Source organism: Micromonospora sp. NPDC006766, from assembly GCF_040636055.1.
In the GTDB taxonomy this organism is placed as follows: domain Bacteria; phylum Actinomycetota; class Actinomycetes; order Mycobacteriales; family Micromonosporaceae; genus Micromonospora.
Genome location: NZ_JBEYIX010000002.1, coordinates 197,953 through 224,519, shown reverse-complemented (window position 1 = coordinate 224,519; position 26,567 = coordinate 197,953). Strand labels below are relative to the sequence as shown.

The 26,567-nt window shown below is 69.8% G+C and carries 20 protein-coding genes; 6 read left to right on the top strand and 14 right to left on the bottom strand.

Annotated elements, in window-relative coordinates; translation table 11 throughout:
* Positions 1 to 12: 12 nt before the first annotated feature.
* The 6 genes from ABZ671_RS04785 to ABZ671_RS04760 form a co-directional block, all read right to left on the bottom strand.
* Positions 13 to 579, bottom strand: a complete 567-nt coding sequence (locus ABZ671_RS04785; RefSeq protein ID WP_357851733.1) for a NifU family protein — start codon at positions 577 to 579, stop codon at positions 13 to 15.
* Between the two features lie 7 nt (positions 580 to 586).
* Positions 587 to 2,536 (bottom strand): ferrous iron transporter B, encoded by a 1,950-nt coding sequence (locus ABZ671_RS04780; RefSeq protein ID WP_357851244.1) that lies wholly within the window; start codon positions 2,534 to 2,536, stop codon positions 587 to 589.
* A complete protein-coding gene (locus ABZ671_RS04775) occupies positions 2,536 to 2,754 on the bottom strand; it encodes a FeoA family protein (protein WP_357851730.1) in 219 nt (72 codons plus the stop codon). The genes ABZ671_RS04780 and ABZ671_RS04775 overlap by 1 nt, the downstream gene beginning before the upstream one ends.
* 112 nt (positions 2,755 to 2,866) lie before the next feature.
* Positions 2,867 to 4,183, bottom strand: a complete 1,317-nt coding sequence (locus ABZ671_RS04770) for an AAA family ATPase (RefSeq protein ID WP_357851242.1) — start codon at positions 4,181 to 4,183, stop codon at positions 2,867 to 2,869.
* 161 nt (positions 4,184 to 4,344) lie between these two features.
* Positions 4,345 to 6,264 carry a fibronectin type III domain-containing protein gene (locus ABZ671_RS04765; RefSeq protein ID WP_357851239.1) on the bottom strand — a complete coding sequence of 640 codons (1,920 nt, stop codon included), beginning with the start codon at positions 6,262 to 6,264 and terminating at the stop codon, positions 4,345 to 4,347.
* A 206-nt stretch (positions 6,265 to 6,470) separates the two neighbouring features.
* On the bottom strand, positions 6,471 to 6,971 hold the full coding sequence (locus tag ABZ671_RS04760) for a carboxymuconolactone decarboxylase family protein (RefSeq protein ID WP_357851236.1): 501 nt from the start codon (positions 6,969 to 6,971) through the stop codon (positions 6,471 to 6,473).
* A gap of 173 nt (positions 6,972 to 7,144) precedes the next feature.
* Here ABZ671_RS04760 and sigJ point away from each other — a divergent pair, with 173 nt between their 5' ends.
* A complete protein-coding gene (gene sigJ, locus ABZ671_RS04755) occupies positions 7,145 to 8,023 on the top strand; it encodes an RNA polymerase sigma factor SigJ (protein WP_357851233.1) in 879 nt (292 codons plus the stop codon).
* A gap of 89 nt (positions 8,024 to 8,112) precedes the next feature.
* On the opposite strand, the gene ABZ671_RS04750 is transcribed toward sigJ, so the two are convergent.
* Complete coding sequence (locus ABZ671_RS04750; RefSeq protein ID WP_357851230.1) at positions 8,113 to 12,624, bottom strand: LamG-like jellyroll fold domain-containing protein; 4,512 nt, start codon at positions 12,622 to 12,624, stop codon at positions 8,113 to 8,115.
* 56 nt (positions 12,625 to 12,680) lie between these two features.
* Entirely contained in the window at positions 12,681 to 13,376 is a 696-nt protein-coding gene (locus ABZ671_RS04745; RefSeq protein WP_357851227.1) for a hypothetical protein, read from the bottom strand.
* A gap of 167 nt (positions 13,377 to 13,543) precedes the next feature.
* On the opposite strand from ABZ671_RS04745, the gene ABZ671_RS04740 reads away from it, so the two are divergent.
* Entirely contained in the window at positions 13,544 to 14,782 is a 1,239-nt protein-coding gene (locus ABZ671_RS04740; protein ID WP_357851224.1) for an MFS transporter, read from the top strand.
* 3 nt (positions 14,783 to 14,785) lie between these two features.
* On the opposite strand, the gene ABZ671_RS04735 is transcribed toward ABZ671_RS04740, so the two are convergent.
* The 6 genes from ABZ671_RS04735 to ABZ671_RS04710 all read right to left on the bottom strand — a co-directional run bounded on the left by ABZ671_RS04735 (position 14,786) and on the right by ABZ671_RS04710 (position 23,004).
* Positions 14,786 to 15,754: a lysylphosphatidylglycerol synthase transmembrane domain-containing protein gene (locus ABZ671_RS04735; protein ID WP_357851221.1), complete on the bottom strand. Its 969-nt coding sequence runs from the start codon at positions 15,752 to 15,754 to the stop codon at positions 14,786 to 14,788.
* Between the two features lie 236 nt (positions 15,755 to 15,990).
* Positions 15,991 to 17,589, bottom strand: coding sequence for a D-aminoacylase (locus ABZ671_RS04730; RefSeq protein ID WP_357851218.1), 1,599 nt, complete (start codon positions 17,587 to 17,589; stop codon positions 15,991 to 15,993).
* Positions 17,590 to 17,626: 37 nt separating this feature from the next.
* A complete protein-coding gene (locus ABZ671_RS04725) occupies positions 17,627 to 19,420 on the bottom strand; it encodes an ABC transporter permease subunit (RefSeq protein WP_357851215.1) in 1,794 nt (597 codons plus the stop codon).
* Positions 19,420 to 20,565: an ABC transporter substrate-binding protein gene (locus ABZ671_RS04720; protein ID WP_357851212.1), complete on the bottom strand. Its 1,146-nt coding sequence runs from the start codon at positions 20,563 to 20,565 to the stop codon at positions 19,420 to 19,422. The genes ABZ671_RS04725 and ABZ671_RS04720 overlap by 1 nt, the downstream gene beginning before the upstream one ends.
* Complete coding sequence (locus ABZ671_RS04715) at positions 20,562 to 21,749, bottom strand: ABC transporter ATP-binding protein (RefSeq protein ID WP_357851209.1); 1,188 nt, start codon at positions 21,747 to 21,749, stop codon at positions 20,562 to 20,564. Before ABZ671_RS04715 ends, ABZ671_RS04720 begins: the two co-directional genes overlap by 4 nt.
* Positions 21,739 to 23,004 carry a M20/M25/M40 family metallo-hydrolase gene (locus tag ABZ671_RS04710; RefSeq protein WP_357851206.1) on the bottom strand — a complete coding sequence of 422 codons (1,266 nt, stop codon included), beginning with the start codon at positions 23,002 to 23,004 and terminating at the stop codon, positions 21,739 to 21,741. Before ABZ671_RS04710 ends, ABZ671_RS04715 begins: the two co-directional genes overlap by 11 nt.
* A gap of 374 nt (positions 23,005 to 23,378) precedes the next feature.
* Between ABZ671_RS04710 and ABZ671_RS04705 the strand changes: the two genes are divergently transcribed.
* Genes ABZ671_RS04705 through ABZ671_RS04690 form a run of 4 tightly spaced genes read left to right on the top strand, consistent with a single transcriptional unit; the run spans position 23,379 to position 26,284 of the window.
* Positions 23,379 to 24,053, top strand: a complete 675-nt coding sequence (locus ABZ671_RS04705) for a GntR family transcriptional regulator (RefSeq protein ID WP_357851203.1) — start codon at positions 23,379 to 23,381, stop codon at positions 24,051 to 24,053.
* Between the two features lie 7 nt (positions 24,054 to 24,060).
* Positions 24,061 to 24,810, top strand: coding sequence for a 5-oxoprolinase subunit PxpA (locus ABZ671_RS04700; protein WP_357851727.1), 750 nt, complete (start codon positions 24,061 to 24,063; stop codon positions 24,808 to 24,810).
* Entirely contained in the window at positions 24,807 to 25,427 is a 621-nt protein-coding gene (locus ABZ671_RS04695; protein ID WP_357851200.1) for an allophanate hydrolase subunit 1, read from the top strand. Before ABZ671_RS04700 ends, ABZ671_RS04695 begins: the two co-directional genes overlap by 4 nt.
* A complete protein-coding gene (locus tag ABZ671_RS04690) occupies positions 25,424 to 26,284 on the top strand; it encodes a biotin-dependent carboxyltransferase family protein (RefSeq protein WP_357851197.1) in 861 nt (286 codons plus the stop codon). The genes ABZ671_RS04695 and ABZ671_RS04690 overlap by 4 nt, the downstream gene beginning before the upstream one ends.
* The last annotated feature ends 283 nt before the right edge of the window (positions 26,285 to 26,567 follow it).

The following is a 26,567-nucleotide window of genomic DNA, read 5'->3' as shown; positions in this document are numbered from 1 at the left end:
CATTCCGGGCATTCAAGGCCCCGCAACTCCATGATCCACGGGGCGGGGAGGGGCGGTCACGTCGGTGACCGTGACCAGGTCCGGGTGGCGGCGGCGGAGTTGCTCCTCCAGGCGGTGACGCAGGGTGAGCCGCGAGGCGGGGCAGCCGCGGCAGGCACCGCCGAGGCGTACGGTGACCGTGCCGTCGTGCACGTCGACCAGCTCGATGTGGCCGCCGTGCGAGCGGGCGAACTCACCGACCGCCCCGTCGAGCAGGGCCTCCGCCGCCTCCCGCAGTGGCGCGTCGTCGGGCTTTTCGGCCACGTCGGCCGGCTGCCAGCCGGCCGGGTCGGCGAGGGCCGCGTGCAGGGCCGAACGGACCCGGGTGCCCTCACCGGACCAGGTACGACCGGGACCCAGGGTGGTCACGACGGCGGCCGTCTCCACCCGTACCTCGTCGAGGGTGCCGTCGCGGAGCAGTGCGCCGAGCGGGTCCGGCACCGTCGCGGCGACGCCACGGAAGGGCACGATGCCGCCGGGGGTGATCCAGCGCAGCTGGTCCGGCCGGTCCGGTACGGGCTGGGGGTGGATCGGGATCAGCACCGCCTCACCCGCCCAGCAGTGCGACGACCGTGCGGGCCAGGTAGGCCATCACCCAGGCCAGCCCGGTCAGATAGCCGAACGCGATCATCGGCCATTTCCACCCGCCGGTCTCCCGCCGCATGACGCCGATGGTGGCCATGCACTGCATCGCGAAGGCGAAGAAGACCAGCAGGGCCGCGACGGTGGGCGCGGTGAACAGGGCCTGACCGGCGTGGGGCCCGTCCGTGTGGGTCATCGACCGTAGCGCCTGGGTCGGCTGCTCGGGGTCGTCGGCGGCGGCCACCTGACCGAGGGTGGCGACGAACGTCTCCCGCGCCGACTGGGCCGACAGGACGCCGACGTTGATCCGCCAGTCGAAGCCGAGCGGTTCGAACACCGGCGCGACGAAGTGCCCCACCGCGGCGGCGTAGCTGTGGTCGGTGACGTAGGTGGCGACGGCCGCCGAGTCGCCCGGGTCGACTCCGTGTGCGCGCAGTTCGGCGTCGGAGTGCAGGGGCAGGTTCAGCAGCAGCCAGAGCGCGACCGTGGTGACGGCGATGATGGTCGTGCACTTGCGCAGGAACGACTTCGCCGAGTGGCCCATCGCGACGAGGACGGACCGCACCGAGGGCAGCCGGTACGGCGGCATCTCCATGTAGAACGGCATCAGCGCGCCCCGGCGGTCGCCGATCTTCTTGAAGACCCAGGCGGCGACCATCGCCGACACCGCGCCGAGCAGGTACATGCCGAACATGACCAGGCCCTGCACGCCGAACGGCCCGACGCGCGCCTGCGGGTCCACCAGCAGGCCGATCAGCAGCACGTACACGGGCAGGCGGGCCGAGCAGGTCATCAGCGGCGCGGCCATCATCGTGGCCAGCCGGTCCTTGGCCGAGGGCAGCGTACGGGTGGCCATGATGCCGGGGATGGCGCAGGCGAACGAGGACAGCAGCGCCACGAACGCGCGCCCTTCCAGGCCGGCGCGGGCCATCACCCGGTCCATGAGGAACGCGGCCCGGGACATGTAGCCGACGCCTTCGAGTAGCGCGATCAGCAGGAACAGCATCACGATCTGTGGCACGAAGACGAGGACCGCGCCGATGCCGCCGAGCAGCGCCTCACCGAGCAGCCCGGCCACCCAGCGGTTGCCGATGTGCTCGGCGACCAGCCCGGACAGCCAGCCGAAGAACGTCTCGACGTAGTCCTGCAGGGGTGCGGCGACGGTGAAGACGGTCTGGAAGAACAGCATCATCACGGCGAAGAACACGACGCTGCCCCAGATCGGGTGCAGCAGCACGGCGTCGACGCGCTGGGTGACGCGGTGCCGCCCGGGGGCCCGGTACGCGGCGAACGTCAGCACGGATTCCGCCCAGGCGTCCGTCTCGGCCGGTTCGGCGGGCGGCGGCAGGGCCGGGAGGTTCCACGTCCGCCACTGCGCGATCCGGTCGCGCAGCCGGTCGATGCCCTGCCCGCGGTTGCCGATCACCCGCAGCACCGGCACGCCCAGGGCCTGCTCGAACGCCTCGACGTCCAGGTGGCCCTGCCGGCCGGTGAGCTCGTCGGTGAACGTGACCACGACGCAGGTGGGCAGGCCGAGCCGCAGCACCTGCGCGACGAGGCGCAGCGAACGTCGCAGGGTGGTGGCGTCGACGGTGACGAGCAGCGCGTCGGGGGACTGCTCGCCGTCCAGCCGGCCGTGCAGGACGTCGACCATGACCTGCTCGTCCGGGCTGATCGGTTCGAGGCTGTAGGTGCCCGGCAGGTCCTCGATCACATAGCGCTGGTCGCCGATCCGGGTGTTGCCGATGTACCGGGACACGGTCACGCCCGGGTAGTTGCCGGTCTTGGCGTGCATGCCGGTCAGGGCGTTGAAGATGCTGGTCTTGCCGGCGTTGGGGCTACCGATGAGGGCGATGCGCGGCAGGGCGGTGCCGACGGCGGAGCGGGTGCCCTCGCTGTGGCATCCGGCCTCCATCAGGCGGCTTCTTGGATCAGCACGCACTGCGCCTGGGCTCGGCGCAGACAGAGTTCGTAATCTTTGACGCGGTAGATGACGGGGTCACGCAGCGGGGCGCGGCGGACGACCTCCACCTCGACGCCGCTGGTGAACCCGAGGTCTTCCAGGCGACGCGCGGTAGCGGGGTGGGCGTCGTCGGCAACTCGGACGACCGTGGCCCGGTGGCCCCGGGGCAGGTCGGCGAGGAGTGACACCTGGCTGGCGGAAGGTCGTCGTACCACCAGCCCACAATAAGGTAAGGCTCCCTTTACCTGCCACCGCCGGGTGGGCTCTCTCACCCGCCCGGGGTCAGCCCAGCGCGGCGAGGTGGGTGAGCATGGTCTGGTTGGCCGCCCAGCCGTCCGGGAACTTCACCGGCACGTCCAGGTGCACCCGCTCGGTCGACGGGTGCGCGTCGAGCAGTTCGGCGATCCCGGCCCGCGCCACCACGACGCACGCGTGCCGGTGCCGGGAGGCGAGCACGCACAGCCGCCCCGACTCCAGGTGGAACGCGGTGGCGTCCCGCCGCCCCGACAGCGGGTGCAGCACGATCGTCACGTCGTACTCCCGGCCCTGGAGCCGGTTGGCGGTGTCGACGGTGATGCCCGCGCCGGCACTGCCGAGCCGGGCGCGGATCGCCGCCACCTGGTCGCGGTGGGCGGCGCCGACGGCGATCCGGTCCGCCGTCACCGCCGCGCCGTCGGGGGCCTGCTCGGAGACCGCGACCGCGCCGCGCGCCAGCACCCGCAGCGCGAGGGCCGCGCAGGCCGCCGCGGCCTCGCCATCGGTACGCGGGGTGTGCCGGGCCGGCAGCTCGTGCAGCGCCCACCCGGTGGCGGCGGCCAGCTCCACGGTCGCGTCCAGCTGGTCGCCGGGGCCGGGGGTGGTGAGCGACAGCGCCCGGTCGGCGAGCCCGGTGCCGGCCCGGAACCCGGTGAACGGGTAGAACGCCTCCGCGACCACCGGCGCCGCGCTGGCGGGCAGCCGCCAGGACACCGGCAGCCGATGCAGGGGAAGCTCCGGGTTGTGCCGCAGCAGGGTGGCCACCGCCGACTGCATCGGATCCCAGCTCAGGCCGGTCCAGCGCACGGTCTCGACGGTGGAGAACGGGTCGAGCTGCCCGGGATCGCCGACGAACAGCGCCCGCTCGAACCGGCCGGCCACGCGCAGCAGGGCGTCCGAGCGCATCTGGTACGCCTCGTCGACGATCGCCCACGGCCAGACGCCCTCGCTCACCGTGGCCCACTTCGCGGCCGTACCGATGATCATGGCTGACCCGGCGAGGTCGGCGACCTTGGCCGCGACCCGGACCGTGTCGTGGGCCGCGACCCGCTCGGCGGGCTGGTAGTCGGTGGCGGAGAGCCGGCCGATGGGCAGCTGCGGGGCCGTGCGGGCGAGACGGTCGATCAGGTCGTCGACCTGCTCGTTGGTCTGCGCCACGATGATCAACGGCTCGCCGGCGGCGGCCAGCTCGACGGCGGCGCGAACCACGAGGGTGGACTTGCCGGCGCCGGGCGGCGAGTCGACGACCACGCCCCGGTGCGCGCCGGAGCGCAGGTCGGCCAGCACGGCGGTGATGACGCGTTCCGCCTCGACCGCGGGCGGCACCGCGAGCCCAACGGTCATCGACAGCTCACCTCCGTCCTGGCGTCCCCCGGCACCCTACCGGCCGGAGGTGCTGCTGACCGGGGTACGCGGGCGTCGGCTGAGCTGTAGCGGGTAGCCGGGCATAGCCGGCCGGAGGCGGGTTTCTCCGCCTCCGGCCGGACTACCTGCCGCTACCGCGGTCAGCTGCCCATGAGAGCCGGCATGTCTATGCCTTCATTGTGGCCGAGGACGTATGGCCAATACTCGTATGCGACGCGGTTGGTCTGCGGGTCGATAATTTTGATGTATCGGAGCAGACAGTGTTCAGGTCTGATGACGATGTGTTGACCGGGTGCCACGTTGCCGATCTTTTGCAGCCGGCTGCCGTCCGGGGTGAAGTACCAGGCCTCCAGCTGGTGATAGCCGATGTTCGTCCACGTGATGCTCCTCACCAGTTGGACAGTGCTCACTCGTGGAATGAAGACGCTCTGCGTCACGGTGCGCCCGTCCGGGCCGTGCGCCGTGATGTCGAGGCTGACGTTGCCCTCGTAGGAGCCAACGTTGGCGCTGTCCTCCCAGGTCACCGGCGCGGCCTGGGACCGGTCGACGAGCACCGTATTGCCCCGCTTCACCACGACCCGGGTGGCGCCGGTGGTCTTCCAGGTCAGCGACACCGGCGTGTTGGTGCAGGCCTGGATGGTGGGGACGGACGGGTTGACGGTGACGATCTTCGGTGCGCCGCTGGTCCAGCCCAACACATTCGGGCCCCCCGACTGTTCGTACCTGGGGTTGATCGGTTGTATCCAGATGCGGTACTGAGTGAATGGAGCAAGGCCGGTGATCGTGTGGCTCATTGTTCCACCGGTGCCGGCACGGGCGGGCACCGACACGCTCGTCCACTTCCACGGCGTCTGGGCCTCCGGCGTCCACAGCACCTCGTACGAGTCCTCGTTGACCGCGTTGTCGGTCCACTGCACGGTCAGGGTGCTGTCCGTGCTACCCGTCACCTTCAGGTCGGTGGCCCAGGGCAGCGGCGGGTACAGGGTGGTGGCACAGGTTTCCGCCGCCATCTCATCGTCCGCGTTGTACACGATGACCCGGTAGCAGTACCGGGTGTTCGGCGTCAGACCGGGGCTTGTGAACGACTGGGCCGAGGCCGGCAGGCGGACAATCTCGCGCCACGCCCCGCCGGCGTCCGAACGTTCGATCCGGTAGCCGGTGTGGTTGGTGGAGTGGTTCGTCCAGTTCAAGCTGATCGTCTTGGACGTGATCTCGGAGTCCTTGATCGGTCGGATCGTGGGCGGACGGAGCCCGCTGTCCACCTCGTAGGATTTACAGCCGATCTGGGGGTTCCGGCCGCCGGGCGTAAGGTTCATCCCGTAGACGCAGACGGTGTGGGTGCCGTGCTTCTTGTTCGTTGGCAGGTCGGTCACGTCAAAGCCATGCCACCGCCCCTCTTCTCCCTCTCGGGCGTAGGCCAGGTTGGCAGTCACCGACCGGGCGAAAACGTCGTCGTGGTAGATGCGGACGTCGATCGCCGACATCCAGTCGTCCGGGTCGGCGGCCCAGCCGCGCACCCGCACGGTGTCGCCGTTACGGGTCACCTCGGCGAGCTCACCGACCGGATCGTGCAGGACCTTGTACGTCTTGCAGCCGAGGCTCGTGCCCAGGACGTAGCGCGACCCGACGTTGTTGGCGGTGACGCAGACCCTCTGGTCACCTTCGGTTTCGCGCGCCGGAATGTAGACGACAAACCCGTGATAGTCACCATGGCCCGGGTACCACAGGCCGAGCCAGTTCACCCAGCGGTCTGCGGTCGCGGTAATCGGTCGAACGCCGTCCGACGTGACCTGAACGCTGATCGGGTCGGGGGTGTCCGGATCGAGGGCCCAGCCGGTCGCGACCAGATAGTCGCCTTCCCGTTTCAAATAGTCGAAGCCGCCGACGGGGGGCTCGTCCGGCGGCAGCGGCGTGCCGCAGATCGGCGGCGGAGTGGGTCCCTCGCAGATATTGATGCCGGCTTGTGCAGGGGTCGCCTGCAGCAGAGCGGCTGCTCCCATCAGCAGAGCCGTCAGCAGGGCCACGGTAGCCCGCTGTCGCACCGGCCTGGGTCGTTTCACCAAATGTCCCTTTCTCGGCCATCTTCAGCGCAGGCGCCACCGCGCCTGCCCGCGACCGCTCTGCCCACTATGGACAGCGATCGCTCCGCGCAGGCTCGCACACCGACAACGAAGATCGCCGACTATGTCTGGATCTTGACAGCCTGTCGACCCGCTGCCCCCATGTCGGAGGTGTCGCCTCGCTCTGGGTGGGGCCGCAGAAGGCCTTACGCGTGGTTGCGGTAGTTCTTTCCGGGGGCCTTGCCGGGGATCGGCTTGGCGATGAGTGCGACGGGGATGAAGAAACACATCTGGCTGATCGCCAGGGTGAGCGTCCACAGCGCCTTGTCGTCGTAGTGCTCGGCTGCCCTTGCGTAGAGCTCGTCGGGGACTCGCTCCCCGAGCGGGTTCGGGCTGAGGACGGCTTCCACGAGCTCCAGCGCGACCCGCTCGGCGTCGGTGAAGTAGGGGGCGTCCCGCCACGATGCCACTGCGGTGATGCGCTCCTCGGCCTCCCCGGCCTTGCGGAGGTCGCCGGTCTGCCGGACGGTGTGGTACGTGCTGCCGACGATCTGCCCAGCGCGAAGGTGTACCAGGCTGATGGTGGTCTGCGGGATCGAACCGTTCAGCGTGGCCTTGGTCATGCCGCCGGCGATCGCGGCCATCTCGGGGAAGAACTGCATTGGGTCGGGCAGACGCGACAGGAGTTCGTCGTGCTTGGTGGTCATGGGTTTCCCTCCCAGCTGTGGGCTTGTCTCAACAGCCCGACGACGCCGCCGCCGAGAATGTGAGGCGGCGCGCCAGCCTCACAGTTCGGTGCCGTGTCTCGTCGTATCCGATGGGCGACCGAGGGGAGCCGGCACACATGACCAACCAATCCGGGCCGGGCCTGAGTGCGATCATGAGGGAGCGCCGTCAGCTGATCAATCTGGCGTACCGGCTGCTCGGCTCCCTGGCCGAGGCCGAGGACGCCGTGCAGGAGACGTACGCCCGCTGGTACGCCCTGACGCCGCGGCAGCGGGAAGCAATCCAATCCCCCGGCGCCTGGCTGACGACGGTCGCCAGCCGCATCTGCCTCGACCTGCTCGGCTCGGCCCGCGCTCGGCGGGAGCGCTACGTCGGGGAATGGGTCCCCGAGCCGCTGCCCGATCGCACCGAGTGGTTCAGCGGGCGGCCGGGCGGCGCCACCGTCGACCCGGCCGAGCGGGTCACGCTCGACGAGTCGATCAGCATGGCGTTCCTCGTCGTGCTCGAGTCGATGACCCCGGCCGAACGCGTCGCGTTCGTCCTGCACGACGTCTTCCGCTACTCCTTCGCCGAAGTGGCCGAGATCGTCGGCCGTACCCCGGCGGCCTGCCGACAGTTGGCCTCGTCAGCCCGTCGCCGGATCCGCGCGTCGCAGGCGCCTGCGACCCCGGCAGCCCAGCAGGCCGGCATCGTCCGGGACTTCAAGATGGCCTGGGAGGCCAAGGACATTGACGCCCTCGTCGGCCTCCTCGACCCGAATGTCACGGTGGTCGCCGACGGAGGCGGCCTCGCCAGCACCATGGCCCGGCCCCTCGAGGGCCGCGAGCAGGTCGCGCGCTATGCCATCGACATCGCCCGCCGGGTGCCCGACATGATGTTCCTGGAGCGCACGGTCAACGGCCAGCCCGGTCTGATCGCCCAGCAGGACGGCGTCACGGTGACGGTGCTGGCCTTTCGGATCGTAGCCGGTCGGATCAGAAACATCTGGACGGTACGCAATCCGGAGAAGCTCCGGTCGTGGACGGCGGGCTGACCCGCTCCTCGCCTGAGACGCGACGCGGAAGCGGGGCCGGCCCGATAGGACCGGCCCCGCTCAAGGGAACTTCCCTTCAATCCGCTCGATCAGCGTTTGGGTGCGGCCACGGTCAGGGTGAACTCGGCGTACGACGCCGCGTGTGCCTCGTCGCCGCCGTAGACCGCCCGCACCTTGTAGGTGCCGGGGTTGGGCAGCGTGCGAACGGTGCAGGAGACCGTGCCCTTCTTGAGCACGTCCTCGCAAAGCACGTCGTCACCGATCATGAACTGCACCGGGCCGGTCGCCTTGTCCGGCTTGACGTCCGCGGTCAGCGTCAAGGTCTTGCCCGAGTCCACCTTCACGTCCTTGGCCTTGACCGAGGTCGGGGTGAGCTTCACGGCGGCCACGGTCAGGGTGAATTCCGTGTACGACGCCTCGTGGGTCTGGTCGCCGCCGTAGATCGCCCGCACCTTGTGGGTGCCGGGGCCGGGCAGCATGCGGACGGTGCAGGAAACCTTGCCCTTCTTGAGCACGTCCTCACAGAGCACGTCCTCACCGATCATGAACTGCACCGGGCCGGTCGCCTTGTCCGGCTTGACCTCCGCGGTCAGCGTCAAGGTCTTGCCCCAGTCCACCTTCACGTCCTTGGTCTTGACCGAGGTCGGGGTGAGCTTCACGATCGGGGCCGCGGTGACGGTGACCGCCCGGTTGGCGACCGCCTGGTTGCCGTTGGTGTCGGAGACCAGGTAGGTCAGCGCGTAGCTGCCCGGGGTGGCGGTGTCGACGGCGCCGATCACCTGGATCCGGTCGGTGATGTCGCCGTCGGTGTTGTCCACCGCGGTGACCCCGGCCAGCGGGTCGAAGTCCTGGCCCTGCTTGACGGAGGTCGTGGCGGGGACGGTCAGCACCGGCGGGGTGACGTCGGTGCCGGCGGCGGTGGCGATGAAGATGCCGCCGAACTGGTCAACCATGCCCACCTGGTCACCGTCGCCGGTGTGGCTGGTGGTGGTCCAGGCGTAGAGCTCACGCTCGGTCAGGCCGCTCCACTTCACCGTGGCCGGCCAGCCCGACTTGGCCGTGTCCTGACCGATCACGGTGTCGGTCGGCGTGACCAGCACCAGACTTTCGGTGCTGAAGCTGGTCTTGCGCGTCGACAGGTCGATCGGCAGCACCATGTTGTCCTCTGCGCCGTTGTAGCGCTTGCGGTCGTCGTACGCCGTGGCGCCGAACGTGCCGAGCATCGGCGAGTAGGTGTCGACGCTCATCTGGGCCCGCGCGACGTCGATCTGCAGCAGCCGCAGGAAGCTGGCGCCGAACTGCAGCAGGTCGTCCTTCTTGTGGTCGACAACGCCGTCGCCGTCGAGGTCGAGGTTGCCCTGGGCGTCGACCTTCTCCGGCCACAGCTCACCGGCGGTCATCTTGTAGAACTGGTAGTCCGCGAGCAGCTCGACCACGTTGTGCTCGATGGTGACGCCGACCCCGGTCTTGAGGTTGGTGCCGACGCCGTGCTCGTGGCCGGCGAGGACCAGGAACACGTTCGGGTTGGCCGCGACGATGCTGGAGAAGGCCCGCGAACCGTCGGTGGAGAAGCCCGCGCCTCGGCCGTCCGGCGTGGTCGACGGGGCGAGGTAGGCGTGGGTCAGCAGGATGCCGTTGCGGTCGTGGTAGCGCCGGAAGATCGAGCTGGCCCAGTCGGCCTCGGCCTGGGTGACGCCGTAGGAGAGGCCCACCGAGACGAAGTCCAGCCCGCCCGCGGAGAAGAGGACGTAGTTGTTCTGGTTGTCCTTGCCCCGGGTGACCACGGCGCCGGAGGCGTCGGTGACCTCGTCCCAGGCGTGGTACGACGCCTTGGCATCGGCCGGCCACAGCTTGGCGGCCTCGTAGTAGCGCTCCGGGCCGTAGTACTTGTTGAACCGCGAGGTCGGGCCGGTCTCGGCGCCGAGCTGGTTGTCGTGGTTGCCCGCGACGACCTGGTTGACCAGCCCGGCCGAGTCCAGGGTGCGCTGCGCCTCGGAGGTGAACTGGAACTCCTTGGTCACCTGCTCGTCCAGCCCGGGGCGGAGCAGCTTGCCGTTGGCGTCGGTGGCCAGCGGGTCGTAGTAGTCGTTCTCGATGATGTCACCGGTGTGCGCGGTGTAGGCGATCTTCCGCTTGGCGGCGTTGTCGGCCAGCCACTGGGTGGTGTCCCGATACGACTTCGCCCAGAGCGCCTGCTCCTCCATGGTCATCTTGTCGCTGGGCTCGTCGATGCCGTTGAAGTTGTCGTACGTGCCGCCGACCGCGCCCTCGGCGAGGTACTGGGTGTCGGTGAAGTGGGCCAGCGCGAAGTCGTAGTCCGACGGGTCCTCGAAGTGGTCCTTGTTGCCCGGCGCGCCGGCGGTGGCTTCCCGGGGCGCCAGGTCGTCGGCGAACGGGTCCTGGCCGGTGACCAGGACGTGGACCACGCCGTTGTCGACCAGCTCCGGCCGGACGACGGCCTTCAGCGCGGTGTCACCCTCGGCCTGGCCGCGGGCGGTGGCGAGCTCGGTCCACGACTGGGTGGTGCTGTTCCAGGCGTGCAGCGCGACCGCACGCGCCGGGTCGACCACGCCGCTCCACAGGATCTGGCGACGCTCGGCGGACGCCGGCACCTGGACGTCGTACCGCTGGAAGGGAATCTGGCGGGTGGAGGGGCTGTCGATGGCCTTGCCACCGGGGCGCGGCGCGGTGCCGATCTGGCCGCCCTCGGTGTAGGAGAAGTCGAGCGTCGAGGGCATCACCGGGACGACGCCCTGGATGCCTCCGGTCGGGATGCTCGGGGTGGCCTGCTTGAAGGTGGTGGTGACCGGGCCGCCGTCCGGGTTGTGGGCGATCGCGGAGAGGGTCACCTGGCCCTTGCCCTGACCGACGTCGGTGCCGCCGCTGGCCGGGATGGCGTCGGAGGTGAAGGTCACGGTCTTGCTGATCGGCTTGCCGAAGACGTCGTTCGCCGAGATCCGCAGGGTGTGGCTGCCCGACTTCATGCCGGGGCCGATCTCCTGGCCGACCTGGATCGGCTCGCCGTCGAGCAGGTACCGCCAACCGGTGGCGTTGCCCTGGTTGGTGACGGTGACCTTGAATTCGGTCGGGCGGCTGAGGCGGGCGCCCTCGGCCGGGACGGTCGAGGTGACGGCGACGCCGGCGTCCCGGACGTCGCCGAGGGCGGCGACGTTGAGCGCCTCGACCTCGTCGAGGGTGAGCACCTTCGAGTAGATGCGGGTGCTGCGCACCGAGGCCGGGGCCCAGAACTGGTTGATCGCGTCGGCGCCGATGTAGAAGTGGTTGCGGGCGTTGCCGGTGGGCAGCCCGAGCGTGCCCGCGGCCGGGGTCGCCGCCGCGAGGACGCCGTCGACGTAGAGCCGGACCATCTGGCCGTCCCAGGTGCCGACCGCGTGGTACCAGCGGCCGGAGACGATCGGGGTCTGCGCGTTCTTGTAGCCGCCCCCGACGTACGCGGTGAACGTCAGCTTGTCGCCGTAGATCACCATCGAGTAGCCGCCGCTCTCCTTCTCGGAGCAGACGGAGTGTTCACCGCTGTTGGGCAGGGTGCCGTTGGACTTCAGGGTGCACTCGATGGAGACCCTGGTGTTGATCTTGCTCCACTGGTCGCCGAAGGCGTACGAGTAGGCGTCATCGATGCCGTCGAAGGTGGCCACCTTCGCCTTCACGGCGGTGTCCTGCGCGATCACCGGGTCGCCGTGGACGGTGACGGCGAGGTTCTGCGCGTTGTCCTTCGGGGTGCCGTCGTGGAAGTCGACGTCGAGGACGTCGGCCACCGGAACAGGCGGCTTGGTGTTGTAGGCCGACGCCAACTCGGCCACCTGGGCGCCGGTCAGTCCCGAGCTCCAGACCTTGCTCGCGGCGTACGAGGAGGGCGGGGCGACCTGGCCGATGTTGTTCGGGGCGGCGTCGGCGCCGATCACGAAGAAGCGCGCGGTGGCGACCGGCGGGGTGAGCGCACCGGTGGCCGCGGTCGAGCCGGCCAGCTGGCCGTTGACGTAGAGGCTCAGGGTCCGGCCGTCCCAGACGGAGACGGTGTGGTACCAGCGGTTGCCGCTGATCGGGGTCAGCACCGACTTGTAGCCGCCACCGATGTGGGCCATCGTGCCCAGGTTGCCGCCGTTGACGTAGACCGAGAAGCCGCCGGCCTCCTTGTCGGAGCAGAGGTCCTTCTCGCCGCTCACCGGCATCGTGGTGTCGACCCGGAAGACACACTCGATGGCGAAGCCGGCGGAGAACCTGCTCCACTGGTCGGTGAAGTCGAACGAGACCGCGTCGTTGACCCCGTTCACCTTGAGGATGTCGTGGCCGAACACCGGGTCGGTGGTGTAGGTCGGAGCACCCCACGTCTTGGCGGGCAGGCCGGTGGCCCGGTCGATGGCGGTGCCGTTGGTGAACGCGACGTCGAGCACGTCGGCGGCCGGCACCGTGACGGCCGGGGCCGCCTGGTTGGTCGCGGCGACCTTCGCCACGTTGCTCACCAGGGCCGGAGCGGCCTGGGCGGCAGACGACAGCAGCGTGCCGCCGACCACCGCGAGCCCGAGGGCGGACGCGCTCAGGCGGCGCCACCTCCGGGCTATCGGATGGAGTCGTGTTGTCACGACATCTCCTTCTTCTCGGGGTTTCCTGTTGGTGGTGGGTGGGTGGCGTTCATGGGTCAGGCTCTTCGTCCGCGCCGGCGACGCCAGAGGACTCCGGCCGCGACGGCAGCCAGCAGGACGCCACCAACGACCGAGAGCTGCTGCAGGGCGCTCCGGCCCGTGGACACCGCGGCGGCACCCTGGGTGGACGCGGGGCGGGAACCGCTGATGGTCCAGTCCACCGACTCGTGCGCGGCGTCGTACACCGCCTTCTGCCCGTGGGGGCCTCTGGCGAGCGTCCGGTAGGCCTCGTGCAGGTCGGTGAGCATCCGGGACGTCACGGCCACCGTGCCCACCGGCCCGGGGCAGGTGAACAGCACGTCGGCGCCGTCGACCGCCAGGTCGGCGGTCATCCTGACCTCGCCCGTGCAGGGCCGCCCGTCCTGAGCCACGGTGATGCGTTCGGTCAGATACCTGGCGAACGCGGGAGCCTCGGCCATCGCCACCGCGTCGGAGGCCTCATAGGCCACCGCACCGTCCAGCATCACCCGGTCCTTCGGAAACACACCGAGAGCGAGACCGAGCAGGGTCAGGTCATCGGTGCCGCCGACGACCCAGCGGACCCGTACCCCGTGATCGCCCACGGCCGTGACCTCGATCTGCTGCGGCGCGCCGAAGGGATGCGCCGAGGCCGGGTCCGCAGCCAGCCCCACCATGAGCACCAGCGCGAGCAGGCACCAGGAGCGACGCCAGACGTGGCGTAAGGCAGACACAACAGACCCTCAATCGCATGGAGGTCGAAAGGAAACGCGATGACTGTCGCGGCCGCAGGTGACCAATGAGGTCACAGAGGTCGAGCGCCCCCTTACGACCAGGTTGCGGGGCCAAGAAACCCCGTGAGAGTTTCGTGCGGCGACTGGGCGACGACGGGAGGGTGGGAGTGACGCCGGAGGTTTCGCCGGGCCGGGCCAGGACGGCGCTCGTCGTACTCTCCCTCGCCGCGTTCGCCTTCATCACCACTGAGCTACTGCCGGTCGGCCTGCTCACCGTCATCGCACCCGACCTCGACCGGTCACGGTCACAGGTGGGCCTGCTGGTCAGCGGGTACGCCATCGTGGTCGTACTGGCATCCGTACCGCTGGCCCGGTTGACCCACCGGATCCCCCGCCGCCACCTGCTCGGCACCACCATGGTCGTGTTCGCGATGGCGAACGTCGCGGCCGCGCTCGCGCCGACGTACCCCGTCCTGGCCGGCGCCCGCCTGGTCACCGCGCTGGCCCAGGCCCTGTTCTGGTCCGTCGCCTCGGCGACCGTGACCGGCCCCTTCCCGGCCGCCGTACGCGGCAAGGTGGTGGCGCTGTTCTCGACCGGGGCGGCGCTCGCCCCGGTGCTCGGCGTGCCGCTGGGCACCTGGCTCGGGCAACAGGCCGGCTGGCGTACGGCGTTCGCGGTGCTGGCCGGGGTCGGCCTGGCGATCGCCGTCGCGGTGGTCGCGCTGATCCCGTCCTACCCACCGGCTGCCGGGGGTGCCGCCCGGGGCACCGCACCGCACGCGCGACGCTTCATGATGCTCCTGGTCGCCACCGCCCTCGGCATCACCGGCTTCCAGACCCTGCAGACCTACATCACGCCGTTCCTGCTCGACGTCAGCGGGTTCACCGCCGCCGCGCTGGCACCGCTGCTGTTCGTCTCCGGCGTGGCCGGCATCGCCGGCACGATCACCGTCGCCCGCACCCTGGACGCCCACCCGATCGCCTCGCTGCTGACACCGCTGGGCGTCGGCACGGCCAGCCTGCTCGGCCTGTACGCGCTCGGCGCGCTCCAGCCCGCCACGGCGGTCCTGCTCGCCGGCATCGGCATCGCCTACGCGGCGTTCGGCACCGCCGTGCAGGCCCGGATGCTCCAACTCGCCCCCGGCAGCACCGATCTCGCGTCGGCCGGCGTCAGCACCGCCTTCAACGTCGGCATCGGCGCCGGGTCGCTGCTCGGCAGCGCCCTCCTGCCCGGCCCGGGGCCGCAGCCGCTCGCGCTGGCCGGCGCGCTGCTGACGCTGGCCGCGCTGGCGGTTCTCGCCGTCGACGCGCGACCGCGCACCGCCCGACCCACACCAGAGGTTCCAGTGCCGGCGCACCATGTGGGAGGCCAGGACGGGGACGAGACCGTCGCCGTTGCCCGCTGACTTTCACGTACGCCGGTCAACGAGTGCGGCGATGCTGCCAGCCGGAATGATGAGCCAGCAGGAGAGCAGCCGGTAGATCAGGACGGCGGCAGCCGCGCTGATCCCACTCGCGCCCGCGGCGGTGAGCCCGGCAGCAAGGGCAGTCTCGATGACGCCGATGCCCCCTGGGGTAAGGGGCACCTGCCGGACGATCTGAACACTGAGATAGATGCCCGCGAGCGTCGTTACGCCAATCGACTGGTCGAGCGCTCGGACTACCACGGTCAGGCACATCAGATCCGTCAGCCATTTGGCGGCAGCGAATGCGAGCGCGGCTGCCCAGTCGCGGACGCGGAGTTCGGCGCCGGCCCGCCATGCGTCCCGGGCCGAATTCAGCACGGTTCGCAGCCAGTAGGTTGCTCGGCGACCGGTGATGCCGTGCCTACCGGATCCGCGCTCGCATGCGGGCCGGCGGGAATACCGACGCCCGAGCAACACGGCTGCGGTGGTGAGCGCGGCCAGCCCAGTGACGACGACCAGCGGCTGCCAGTTTAGAAACGCCGTCGGGTTGCGGGCAACGATCACCCCGCCTCCGCCGACGTACAGCAGGGCGAGTCCGCCGATAGAGGCCAGCCCGGACACGATCGCTGTAGCAGCGGCCACCTCGCGTGTGGCACCCGCATGCTGGTACTTGCGGATGGTGAAAGCGGTGGCGACCGCAGGCCCTGCAGGCATGGTGATAGACAGCGCCGTACTGGCCAGGATGATCGCAAAGGCCTGGCCGTGGCGCAGGTGCACACCCATCGTCTGGAGCAGACGCCGCTGCTGGAGCGCGAAGGCGCCAATCGAGGCGAACTGCAACAACGCGGCGAGCAGGATCAAGCCGTAGTCGGCGTTGGCAAGCGCGTTGAGGACGCCCTGGGGGGCTGGGAGGCGCCCGCGAAGTCCGATCGCGGCAAGGCCTACCACCACGGCGACGACGAGCAGCCGCACAGCAGACCTGCGCCAGGTCGCGGCTGCCGGTCCTGGGCCATCTCTGGAGTTCGTCTCTGGCACCGCAGGGAACGCTGCGGTGCCAACCCCCTGCGGCCTCCCCGGCGACGCCGGCAGCTGAGGCTGGTGATCGCCCATCCTTCGATCCTCGCAAACGGCCCGGCTAGCTGCGCAGGGCGTGACACCCGCCCGTGACGCGGCCTTGGCCGGCTGCGGCGGGGCAGGGCGTTCGCGTCTCAGCCGGCGGGCGTCAGGCGCCTTCCGTTGCGGATGCCGGTCCACGTCGTTCCTTCGATGACGCTGCGGCCGCCGACGTAGACGGATTCGATGCCGATGGGCGGCCGGAGCGGCTCGTCGTAGGTGGCAGTGTCACGGACCGTCTCCGGATCGAAGACGACCAGGTCGGCGACCTTGCCGGCGGCGATGATGCCCCGGTCGGGCAGCCCGAAGAACTCGGCGGGCAGGGCGCTCATCCGCCGTACGGCTTCCTCAAGAGTGAGCACTCCCCTTTCCCGGACGAACTCGCCGAGGACCTTGACGAAGGTTCCGGCGACCCGTGGGTGGGGGGCCTTGCCGAATCCGGGAGGTGCCCCGTCGGTGCCGATCATCGTCTGGTCGTGCCGCAGGATCGCTTCGAGGTCGCGGGCGTCGATGAGCGAGGCGATCATGTTCGCGACGTTGTCCTCCTCGAGGATGACCGTGGCGAGGGCGTCGAACGGCTCGAGTTCGAGTCGCTGCGCGAGTTGGGCGATGGTGCTGTGGTCGTATCGGCCGCTGGCGGTGGACGCGACCCGGATGCCGGCATAGCCGGCGGTGGCGATGTACGAGTCCCATCCCGCGTTGCGCGGATTGCTGGTCGGGTCCAGGACCTCGACGGCGATACGCTGCCGCGTCCGCCGGTCTCTCAGCCGCTCCAGCAGCGCGTCGACGCCGCCGTCGAGCACCCACGGTGGCAGGCACGACGAGAGCATCATGGACGACGTGGGGTACGGGTAGGCGTCCTGCCCGATCCGGGTGCCGGCTCGTCGTTCCCGGTCGAGGTGGGCGAGGATGTCTCCCGCCGCGCCCCAGTTGCTCCGCTCGGCAACCTTCAGATGGGAGATCTGCACCGGGTGGCCGGACTCCCGGGAGACGCGCACCGCCTCCTCGATGCCGTCGGTGATGCGGCTGCCTTCGTTGCGCATGTGGGTGGCGTACACCCGTCCCGCCGGCATCGCCGCCACGAGTTGGCTGATCTGCTCGGCGGTGCCGAACATGCCGGGCAGGTAGGCGAGGCCGGTCGACAGGCCGAACGCTCCGGCGTCGCACGCCTCCCGGAGGTGGCCGATCATCGTGGCCAGTCCCTCCTGCGACAGGCTTCCACTGCCGGGTCCGTGCGCGAGCAGGCGGAGGTTGCCCTCCCCCACCAGGGCCGCCAGGTTGGTGAGGTACCCGCCCTCGTCCGCCGCCTCGACGTAGTCGGCGAAGGTCCGGAAAGCGGGGCCGCCGCGCGGGAAGCACTGCGCCAGGAACGACGTCACCTCCGGTGAACCGTCCGCCGGGGCGAGGGAGAACCCACAGTTGCCGACAATCTCGGTGGTCACCCCCTGCCGGATCTTCGGCAGGTCACCTGGGGCGTACAGCGGTGCGTTGTCGCTGTGGGAGTGGACGTCGACGAAGCCGGGGGCGATGACCTTCCCGTCGATCGCGACGACGTCTTTGCCGTCGGGGGAGATCTGCCCGTGGGGGCGGACGTCCACGACGCGGTCCGCGCTGACCAGGACGTCACCCAGAAATGGTCTGGCTCCGGTCCCGTCAACGACGGTGCCGCCAGCGAAGAGTGTGTAGTCGGACACGGATCAGCCTTCCGGCGTTCGGTGGTGAGGTGTGGGGTCAGCTGCGCTTGCCGCGGATCCGCGTACCGATCGTGATGAGGAAGCCGACGAACAGCATCGCGAACGTCATGAGGACGCCGACGGCGGCGACCTTGGGGCTTACCTCGAACTGGATGTTCTGGTACATGCGGACCTGCAGCGTGACGGTTTGGGCGCTGCCCAGGAACACGCCGAGGACCAGGTCGTCGAACGCCATCACGAACGCGAACAGCAGCGACGAGATGGCAGCCGGGAGGATGAGGGGCAGCAGGATGTCCCGCGCCCGTCGGGCCCCGTTGGCACCGAGGCTGGCGGCGGCGTGTTCGTAGAGCGGGTCGATGTTCCGGATGACCGCCTGCGACGTGATCATGACGTACGGGAGTCCGAGGACGGTGTACGCCAGCACGAGAGCGGTCGGGGTGCCGAGCAGCCCGCCTCGCGCGAAGAGGAAGAACAGCGCCACCGCGTAGATGATCGGCGGCATGACCAGGGGTGCCATGGACAGCAGGTAGAACAGGACGCCGGCCTTGCGGAGCCGGGTTCTGGCCACCGCGAACGCGCAGAGTACGCCCAGCACCGTGGCGAGCGCCGCGGCGGCTATCGCCACGGTGAGGCTCAGATAGGTCGAGGAGAGCCAGAACTCGTCGGTGAAGTACTCCTCGAACCAGCGCGTCGAGTAGCCGGTGGGCGGGAAGACGAGGAAGTTGGAGCTGTTGAAGGCGAGCATCAGCACGACGATCTGGGGTCCGACCAGGATGACGATGCCGACGACGGCGATCGCTCCGACCAGCAGGTGGCGCACGTACGAGATGCCTTCGCCGAGCAGGCGGCCGGCCCGCCCGAGGAGGCCACCGGCCAGGCGGTTGGCGACCAGATCCATGACGGCTCCGACGGCGTGGGACACGCGCCCGGACACCGCCCGGGAGGCGCCACCGCCGAGGGTCTGCGGGGAGGTCAGGCCCAGGGGCCGGCGCAGTAGGACCATCAGGATCACGACCCCGATCAGCAGGACCGTGGCCTGGGCGGCCGTGGGACCGTACTGGTTCTGGGTGTTGATCTGCACGTCGATGCGTTGGGCGATCATCGGCACCGCGGGTCCCCCGAGGAGCGCGGGGGTGGTGTAGAAGCCCAGCGACGAGATGAACACCAGGCTGGCCCCGGCCATGAGGCCGTTCACGGACTGCGGGAAGAAGACGGTACGCCAGGCCGAGAAGGGCGAAGCCCCCATCGATCGGGCCGCGTCGGTGAGCTTGCGGTCGATGCCGCTCATGGCCGCGTAGATCGGCAGCGTCATCATCGGCAGCAGCACCTGGCTCATGCCGATGACGATGCCGATGTCGTTGAAGACGAGCTGGTGCGGCTCGGAGAAGATGCCCAGCTTGATGAGCCAGTTGTTCACCACACCGTTGTCGGCCAGCAGCGCCCGCCAGGCGTACGACCGGACCAGGGTGGAGGTGAAGAAGGGCAGGGAGACGCTGGCCAGCACGACGGCGGCCAGGCATTTCGGCAGCCGTGTCGCCGCGTAGGCCAGCGGGTAGCCGATCGCGGCGGCCACGACGGTCACCACGAGCGCGATCTTGATGGTGCGCTCCATGACCGGGATGAAGAGCCCGTCGTGCAGCAGGTCGGTGTATCGCGACAACGACATCCCGCTGTCGGTGACGAGTGAGTCCACGACCAGCCGGCTGAGCGGCAGCACGAACAGGGCGACAAGAGCGATCACCGCCGGCAGTGCGAGCCAGAGCACGGCGTCCGGCATCCACGTCGGGCGGCGGATCGTCGTACGTCTGGCCCGCACCGTCGGTGTTGACATCAGCCAGCCAACCACTTCTGCCAGCGGTCGATGGCGATCTCCTCGTTGGTCTTGCCGCCCGCCCCGATCGAGCTCCAGTAGTCGGTGTTCTGCAGGACCGTCTTCTCGACGATGCCCGGCGCGGTCACCAGGAGCTTCTGGCGCTCCTCGGGGATGTGGTCGAAGGCCGACGGGATCGTCGGCGCATAGGTGATGAGCTGCGCGAACTCGGCCTGACGCTGCGGCTCGGAGGCGAACTCGATGAACCGGGTGGCGCCCTCCACATTCGAGCAGCCCTTGGGGATCGCCCAGTAGTCGATCTGCACCATGGCCTGCTCGAAGGTGCTGGAGATGTTCTTCGCACCGTCGGCGATCGCGGACTGGATCCGGCCGTTCCACGCGGCGACGGCGGAGATCTGCTTGTCGACCAGCATCTGGATGGACTCCGCGCCGTTGTCCCAGAACTTCAGGACCCGGGGCTTGATCTCGGAGAGCTTGCGCAGCGCCCGGTCCATGTCCAGCGGGTAGAGGTCCTCGGGCTTCACGCCGTCGGCGAGCAGGGCGATCTCCAGGGTGCACCCGCCGGGGCCGTCGCCGGTGCGGAAGGAGCGCTTCCCCTTGACCGTCGCGTCCCACAGGTCCGCCCAGTTCGTCAGCTCCCGGCCGGTCAGGTTCCGGTCGTACGCGAGCTGCACGGCGAAGACGATCGCGGGTACCGCCGTCTCCAGCGCGGGGTACGGGGCGAAGGCGTCCTTGAGGCCGGGGTTCTTCCACAGGCTGTAGTCGATCTTTTGGAGCAGCCCGTCCCGGGTCCACGATCCGATGCGGGCGCCGTTGAGGTCCACGACGTCCATGCCGGGCTTGCCGGAGGCGATGGCCGTGCGCAGCTGTGCGGCCGGGGGCGCCGGCGCGGGGATGACCTTGATGCCGGTCTCCCGCTCGAAGGGCTCGAAGAAGGCCTTCCGCTGGGCGGCGCCCCAGGCACCGCCGCCGTCGAACACCACGAGCTGCTTCGAGTTGCCGGACCCCCCGTCACCCTGCCCGTTCGACTTGAGGGCGTCCGGGTTTCCGCCGCAGGCGGAGAGCCCCAGGCCGAGCAGTCCGGCCCCGGCGCCCGCCAGCAGGCCGCGCCGCGAAAGTGTCCTCGTCACACCCGGATTCGTCACGGATGAATCCCTTCCATCACTGTCTGCGAATTGTTTGCGGTGGCGGCGGCGCGGGCGCCGGGGAGACCCGGGGAGGTGAACGCCCGCAGCGCGGCCGGATCCCAGTCGAGATGCACGGTCGCCCCCTCCCGCACCCGCATCGCGGGGTCGGAGGAGAGCCCTTGGACCATGAGTTCCTGGCCGCCCACCCGTACCCGGACGGTCGTGGTGGGCCCGGAGAAGACGACCTCGACGACCTGCCCGGACAGGCTCGCGGGCCGGTCGTGCTGGCCCAGCCGGATCGCCTCGGGCCGCAGGGCCACCCGGCATTTCTGGCCGGTTTCCGGTCGGACGCCGGCCGGAAACAGCGCGGGGAACCGCCGGTCGCCGACAGCAACCTGGTTCTCTCCGCCAGCGACGGAGGTCACGGTCGAATCGACGATGTTGGTACGGCCGAGGAATCCGGCGACGAATTCGGTTGCGGGGGCGTCGTACAGCTCGTGCCCGGGGCCGAACTGTTCGATCCTGCCGTCCCTCAGCAGGGCCACCCGGTCGGACATCACGAGCGCCTCTTCCTGATCATGAGTTACGAAGATCATGGTGAGGCCGAGTTCCTGATGCAGGCGGCGGATCTCCAGCTGGACCTGTTCGCGGAGCTTCCGGTCCAGGGCGCCCAGGGGCTCGTCGAACAGCACGATCGGGGGCCGGTACACCAGCGCCCGGGCCAGGGCGACGCGCTGCTGCTGCCCGCCGGACAGGGCGGCCGGCCGGCGGTGCGCCAGCCCGGTGAGATCGACCAGGTCCATCGCCTCGGCGACCGCCTTCGCGCGTTCCGATCTGGACACGCCGCGCACCTTCAGCGGGTAGCCGATATTGTCGGCGACGGTCATGTTGGGAAAGAGCGCGTACCGCTGAAAAACGACCCCGAGGTTTCGCTTGTGCGTCGGCAGGCCGGTGATCCGCCGGTCCCCGACGTACACCTCGCCGGAATCCGGTTTCTCGAATCCGGCGATCGCCATGAGCAGGGTGGTCTTTCCCGACCCGGACGGGCCGAGCAGTGACACGAACTCGCCCGGTTCGACGGTGAGCGTGACGTTGTCGACGGCGTGTACGTCGCCGTAATACTTGGAGAGCCCCTCCACCCGCACGGAGGCTCCGGAGAAATTGGCTGCGGCGTTTCGGCCGGTGATTCGCTCAGTTCCCATGGCCGCAGACTTCCTCGATGGCCAACATGTGCATTCGGATCATGTCGTAGTAGTCGACGAGTTCGACGCGCTCGTCCGGCATGGTGTTGTACTTGCCGCCCGGGCCGCACACGATCCCCTCCATGCCGGCCTTGCTCAGGTGGGCCGCGTCGGACCCGAAGAAACAGCACGGCTTGATGGCACCCGTCGGTTGGGCGGCGCCCCGGACGAGCTCGTACGCCGAGTTCACCGTCCGGACGATGCGGGAGTCGGCGGACGCCTCGAACGGCGGCATGTCGGGGCGGTCGGTCACCTTCTCCTGCGGAAACACCTCCGCCCGCAGCCCGGGAAACTCCGACTCGAGCCGGTCAAGCTCCCGCCGCAGGTCGGCGAGCACGGACTCGACGCTCTGGCTGGGCGCGTACCGGCCGGTGCCGACGAGGCGTACGAAGTCGGCGATCTGCGGCGGGCGCCATTCCTCCAGACTCCGGCCCAACGCGCCGTGGATGACACCGACGTTGCAACGGTTGACCTCGCGGTGCCGCTCGTCCGCCGCGCCGGAGAAGGTCATCGCGTTCAAACGCGGCACCAGCGCGCACGCGGCGGCGATGGCGTCGACGGACTCCTCGCGCTTCGACAGGTGCCGGGTCACCCCGGTCAGCTCGACGGTGAAGTTGAAGGCGCCGGCGTGCAGCGTCAGCGCTTGGACGTCGGTCGGCTCACAGTTGATGAAGTAGTCGGCGCGCACCCCGTGCTCGATCATCTTCACGGTGCCGATGCCGCCCTGCAGCTCCCCGACGACGAACGTGAGGGTCACGTCGGCGGCCGGGCGGAAACCGCCACGGATGAGTGCCTCGACGGCGCTGAGGTACGAGGCGCACCCCGCCTTCATGTTCGAGACACCCAACCCGTAGATGACCTCGTCGGTGGTGTGCGCCCCCCACGGGTCGACCGTCCATCCCTCGGTGGCCGGATTCGTGTCGATGTGACCGTTGAACAGCAACGACGCCGCGCCCGGAATGTTCCGATCCGACCCCTTGAACACGCCGATCGCGTTGTAGCGGCCGGGTGACACCTCGTCCAGCCAGGCGTCCAACCCGAGCTCGGTCATGTAGTCGACCAGCCACTTCGCGAGCTGCGCCTCCCCCGGAGTCTCGGTCCGGGAGTCGAAGCGAACCATGCGTTGCAGCAGCGCCAGCGGCCTCGCCACGTCGAGACCGGCCGCCAGGGCGCGGACGGACGGCTCCGCGGAGCGGACGGATTGCTCGTCGGTCATGAGTCGTACCTGCCTGTCGCCACCGGGACATGCCAGCCGACCCTCGGGCGGCCTGGCAAGATTGTTGAACGATAGCAAGCCCCTTTGGGTGAGGGAAGAGTTGATTTTCGTCGCTCTGACGTGGGAATCTTGCCCGACCTGGCGGAGGTGTCCCACGTGGGATGGCGTTGCCGTGTTGAGCAAAATCGGCGCTCACCCGCAGCGCCACGGGTCCGCTCCCGGCCCGGCGCCCAATGGCCGGGAGTCCGACACGAAACCGACCACACTCGACACACGCGAGGCGATGCCACATGATTGTTGAACGACTCGTTGGCGATGGTGTGGCATGAGATTGTCGGGTCGCGCGACCCCGGCAGAGCCGTTAAGGAAACCCGGTGGCAACAACTTTTGCGCGTGAAGATTCAACGGAACAGGCATCCGGAGCAAGCCGGGTCGCTGCGGTCCTGCGGCGCCGGATCATGGAAGGCCAGCTGAAGTCCGGCGAGTTTCTCCGCGAGGCGCGGCTCGTCGAGGGCCTGTCCGTGTCCCGGAACACGCTGCGGGAGGGCTTCCGGCTCCTGACTCAGGAGAGGTTGGTCGTCTACGAGGCCAACCGGGGCGTACGGGTACGCACCCTCGGCCCGGACGATGTCAACGACATCTACCAGATGAGGCGGGTGCTGGAGCTGGGCGCCATCGAGAACGCCGGCCCGTCACTCGCCCAGCCCGGGATGTTGGCGCAGGTGGATGCCGCCGTGCGGGACGGATACGCCTACGCCTACCGGGGCATGTGGCCCGCGGTGGGCACCGCCAACATGGAATTCCATGTTGCGATCGTCCGACTCGCCGGAAGTGAGCGGCTGACGGTGGCCGCCGAAAGCCTCTTGGCAGAGCTACGCCTCGCCTTCGGCGCCGTCGAGGATCTCCAGCCGTTCCACGAGCCCTACCTGGAAACCAACGAACGGATCGCTGAGCTGCTGCGCACCGGCGACACAGATCAGGCATACCGAGAGATGGCAGTCTATCTTGAGCGAGCACAGCGCCAACTACTGGCCGCGATCACGCCGTGACCGCACAGTGGACCTCAACGCGGACCTGGGCGAGGCGTTCGGTGCCTGGCCGATGGGCGACGACGCCTCGCTGATCGACATCGTCACCAGCGCCAACGTCGCCTGCGGCTACCACGCGGGGGACGCCTCGACCATGCGCCGGGTCTGCGCCATGGCGGCCCGGCGCGGCGTCTCCGTGGGCGCCCAGGTCGGCTACCGGGACCTGGCCGGCTTCGGGCGACGCTTCATCGACGTCGCCCCCGAGGAGCTGACCAACGATGTCCTCTACCAGATCGCGGCCCTGGACGGCATCGCCCGGGCCGAGGGCACCCGGGTCCGCTACGTGAAGCCGCACGGCGCCCTGTACAACGCGATCGTCACCCACGAGGAGCAGGCCGCCGCCGTGGTCGCGGCGGTGCGGGCGGTCGACCCCGCGCTCCCGGTCTACGGGCTGCCAGGATCCGCCTGGTTGCGGCAGGCAGCCGACGCCGGCCTCCAGCCGGTGGCCGAGGCGTTCGCCGATCGCGCCTACCGCGGCGACGGCACGCTGGTCTCCCGCCGGCTGCCGCACGCCGTCCTGCACGACCCGGACGTCATCGCCGCCCGCGTCGTGCGGATGGTGATCGAGGGCACGATCGAGGCCGACGACAACAGCGTCGTCGAGGTCGCACCCCAGTCGATCTGCGTACACGGCGACACGCCGGAGGCCGTCGCCATCGCGCGTGCCGTACGCCAGGCCCTGGCGGCCGCCGGCGTGACCATCCGGGCCCGCACATGAGCCTGCGTGTCCTGGCGTACGGCGAACGCGCCCTGCTCATCGAGGTCGCCGATCACCACGAAGCGCTGGCGCTGTACGACGACATCCGGCGAGATCCCCCCGCGGGCGTGGTGGACCTGGTGTCCGCGGCGGCCAGCGTGCTCGTCGTGTTCGAAGACGAGAAGTCCGCCGAGGCGGCCTCCTCCTCGACGCTGCGGACCAGGAGCGTTCCCCCGGCGGACCGGGCGGTCGGCGACCTGGTCGAGGTGCCCGCCCACTACGACGGCGCGGACCTGGGCGAGGTCGCGGAAAGCCTCGGCATGTCCGTGGAGGAGGTCGTCCGGCGCCACGAGACCGCGGAGTACGTGGTCGCGTTCGTGGGCTTCGCCCCGGGATTCGCCTACCTGACCGGCCTGGATCCCGCCCTGCACATGCCCCGACACCGCGTGCCACGGACCAGAGTCCCCGCCGGGTCGATAGCCGTGGCCGGCGAGTACGCCGCCGTCTATCCACGAGAATCCCCCGGCGGCTGGCGCCTCCTCGGGCACACCACGCTGGAGATGTGGGACCTGGACCGTGAACCGCCCGCCCTGCTCCAGCCCGGCATGCGCGTCCGCTTCAGGCGCGTGACGCGATGACGAGCGGCACCGTGGAGATCGTCCGGCCCGGCCCGTTGACCACCGTCCAGGACAACGGCCGGCCCGGACTCGCCCGGCTGGGCGTGAGCCCCTCCGGCGCCTGTGACCGGCCCGCGTACCACCTCGCGAACCGCCTGGTCGGCAACGCGCCGGACGCCGCCGCCCTGGAGGTGACCCTGGGTGGCCTGGTCGCCAGGTTCAGCCGTTCCAGCTGGGTGGCGGTGACCGGCGCGCCGGCCCCGGTCGTCTCGGCGGGTCGGGCCTGCGCGCCGTACGGTCCGGTCTTCGTCCCCGCCGGCGGCGTACTGAAGATCGGCGTCCCCGCCGCCGGCCTGCGCAGTTACCTGGCGGTCCGGGGCGGGATCGCCGTGCCTCCCGTGCTGGGCTCCCGCTCGACCGACATGCTCACCGGAATCGGACCGGCGCCGCTCCAGGCCCGCCAGGTCCTGCCGATCGGCGACGCGACCGCCGGCCCGGTAGCCCCGGTGGACCTGGCTCCGGTGGCACCCCTCCCGCAGGAGCCGGTGATCGAGATCCAGCCCCTCCGCCGGCCCGGCTGGTTCGCCGACAACGCCCTCGACGCGCTGGAAGACAGCTACCGGGTGAGCCCCGACACGAACCGGATCGGCATGCGGCTGCAGGGCAACATGATCGAACGAGTGCGCCAGGACGAATTCCCCAGCGAGGGACACGTCGCCGGGGCCATCCAGATCCCGCCCTCCGGGCAGCCGGTCATCTTCCTCGCCGACCATCCCGTGACCGGGGGCTACCCCGTCCTCGGCGTCGTCCGCGCGCGATCCCTGCCCCTGCTGGCGCAGGCCCGACCCGGGCAGCGGTTGCGGCTCCGGGTCACCTGAAAGCCTCCAGGTACGTCGCTCACCGGGCGATAGTTCTTTACCGGCCGTAGGTCGTTACGGTTTTCGGCCGGGACTTCTGGTAATAGATCAGACCGTAGAAGGGCAGCCAGCAACCACCGGTGATGACGCACAGGATGATGTGGGCTACGTGGAACCCGGTGCCGATGTACTCCCTGGTGTAGACGGGCAGAGGCTGCGGCGGAGCGAACTGCGGTGGGTACGGCATCGGCTGGGCCGGATATGGATACGCCTGCTGCGGCGGGTAGGGCGGGTACGACGGTTG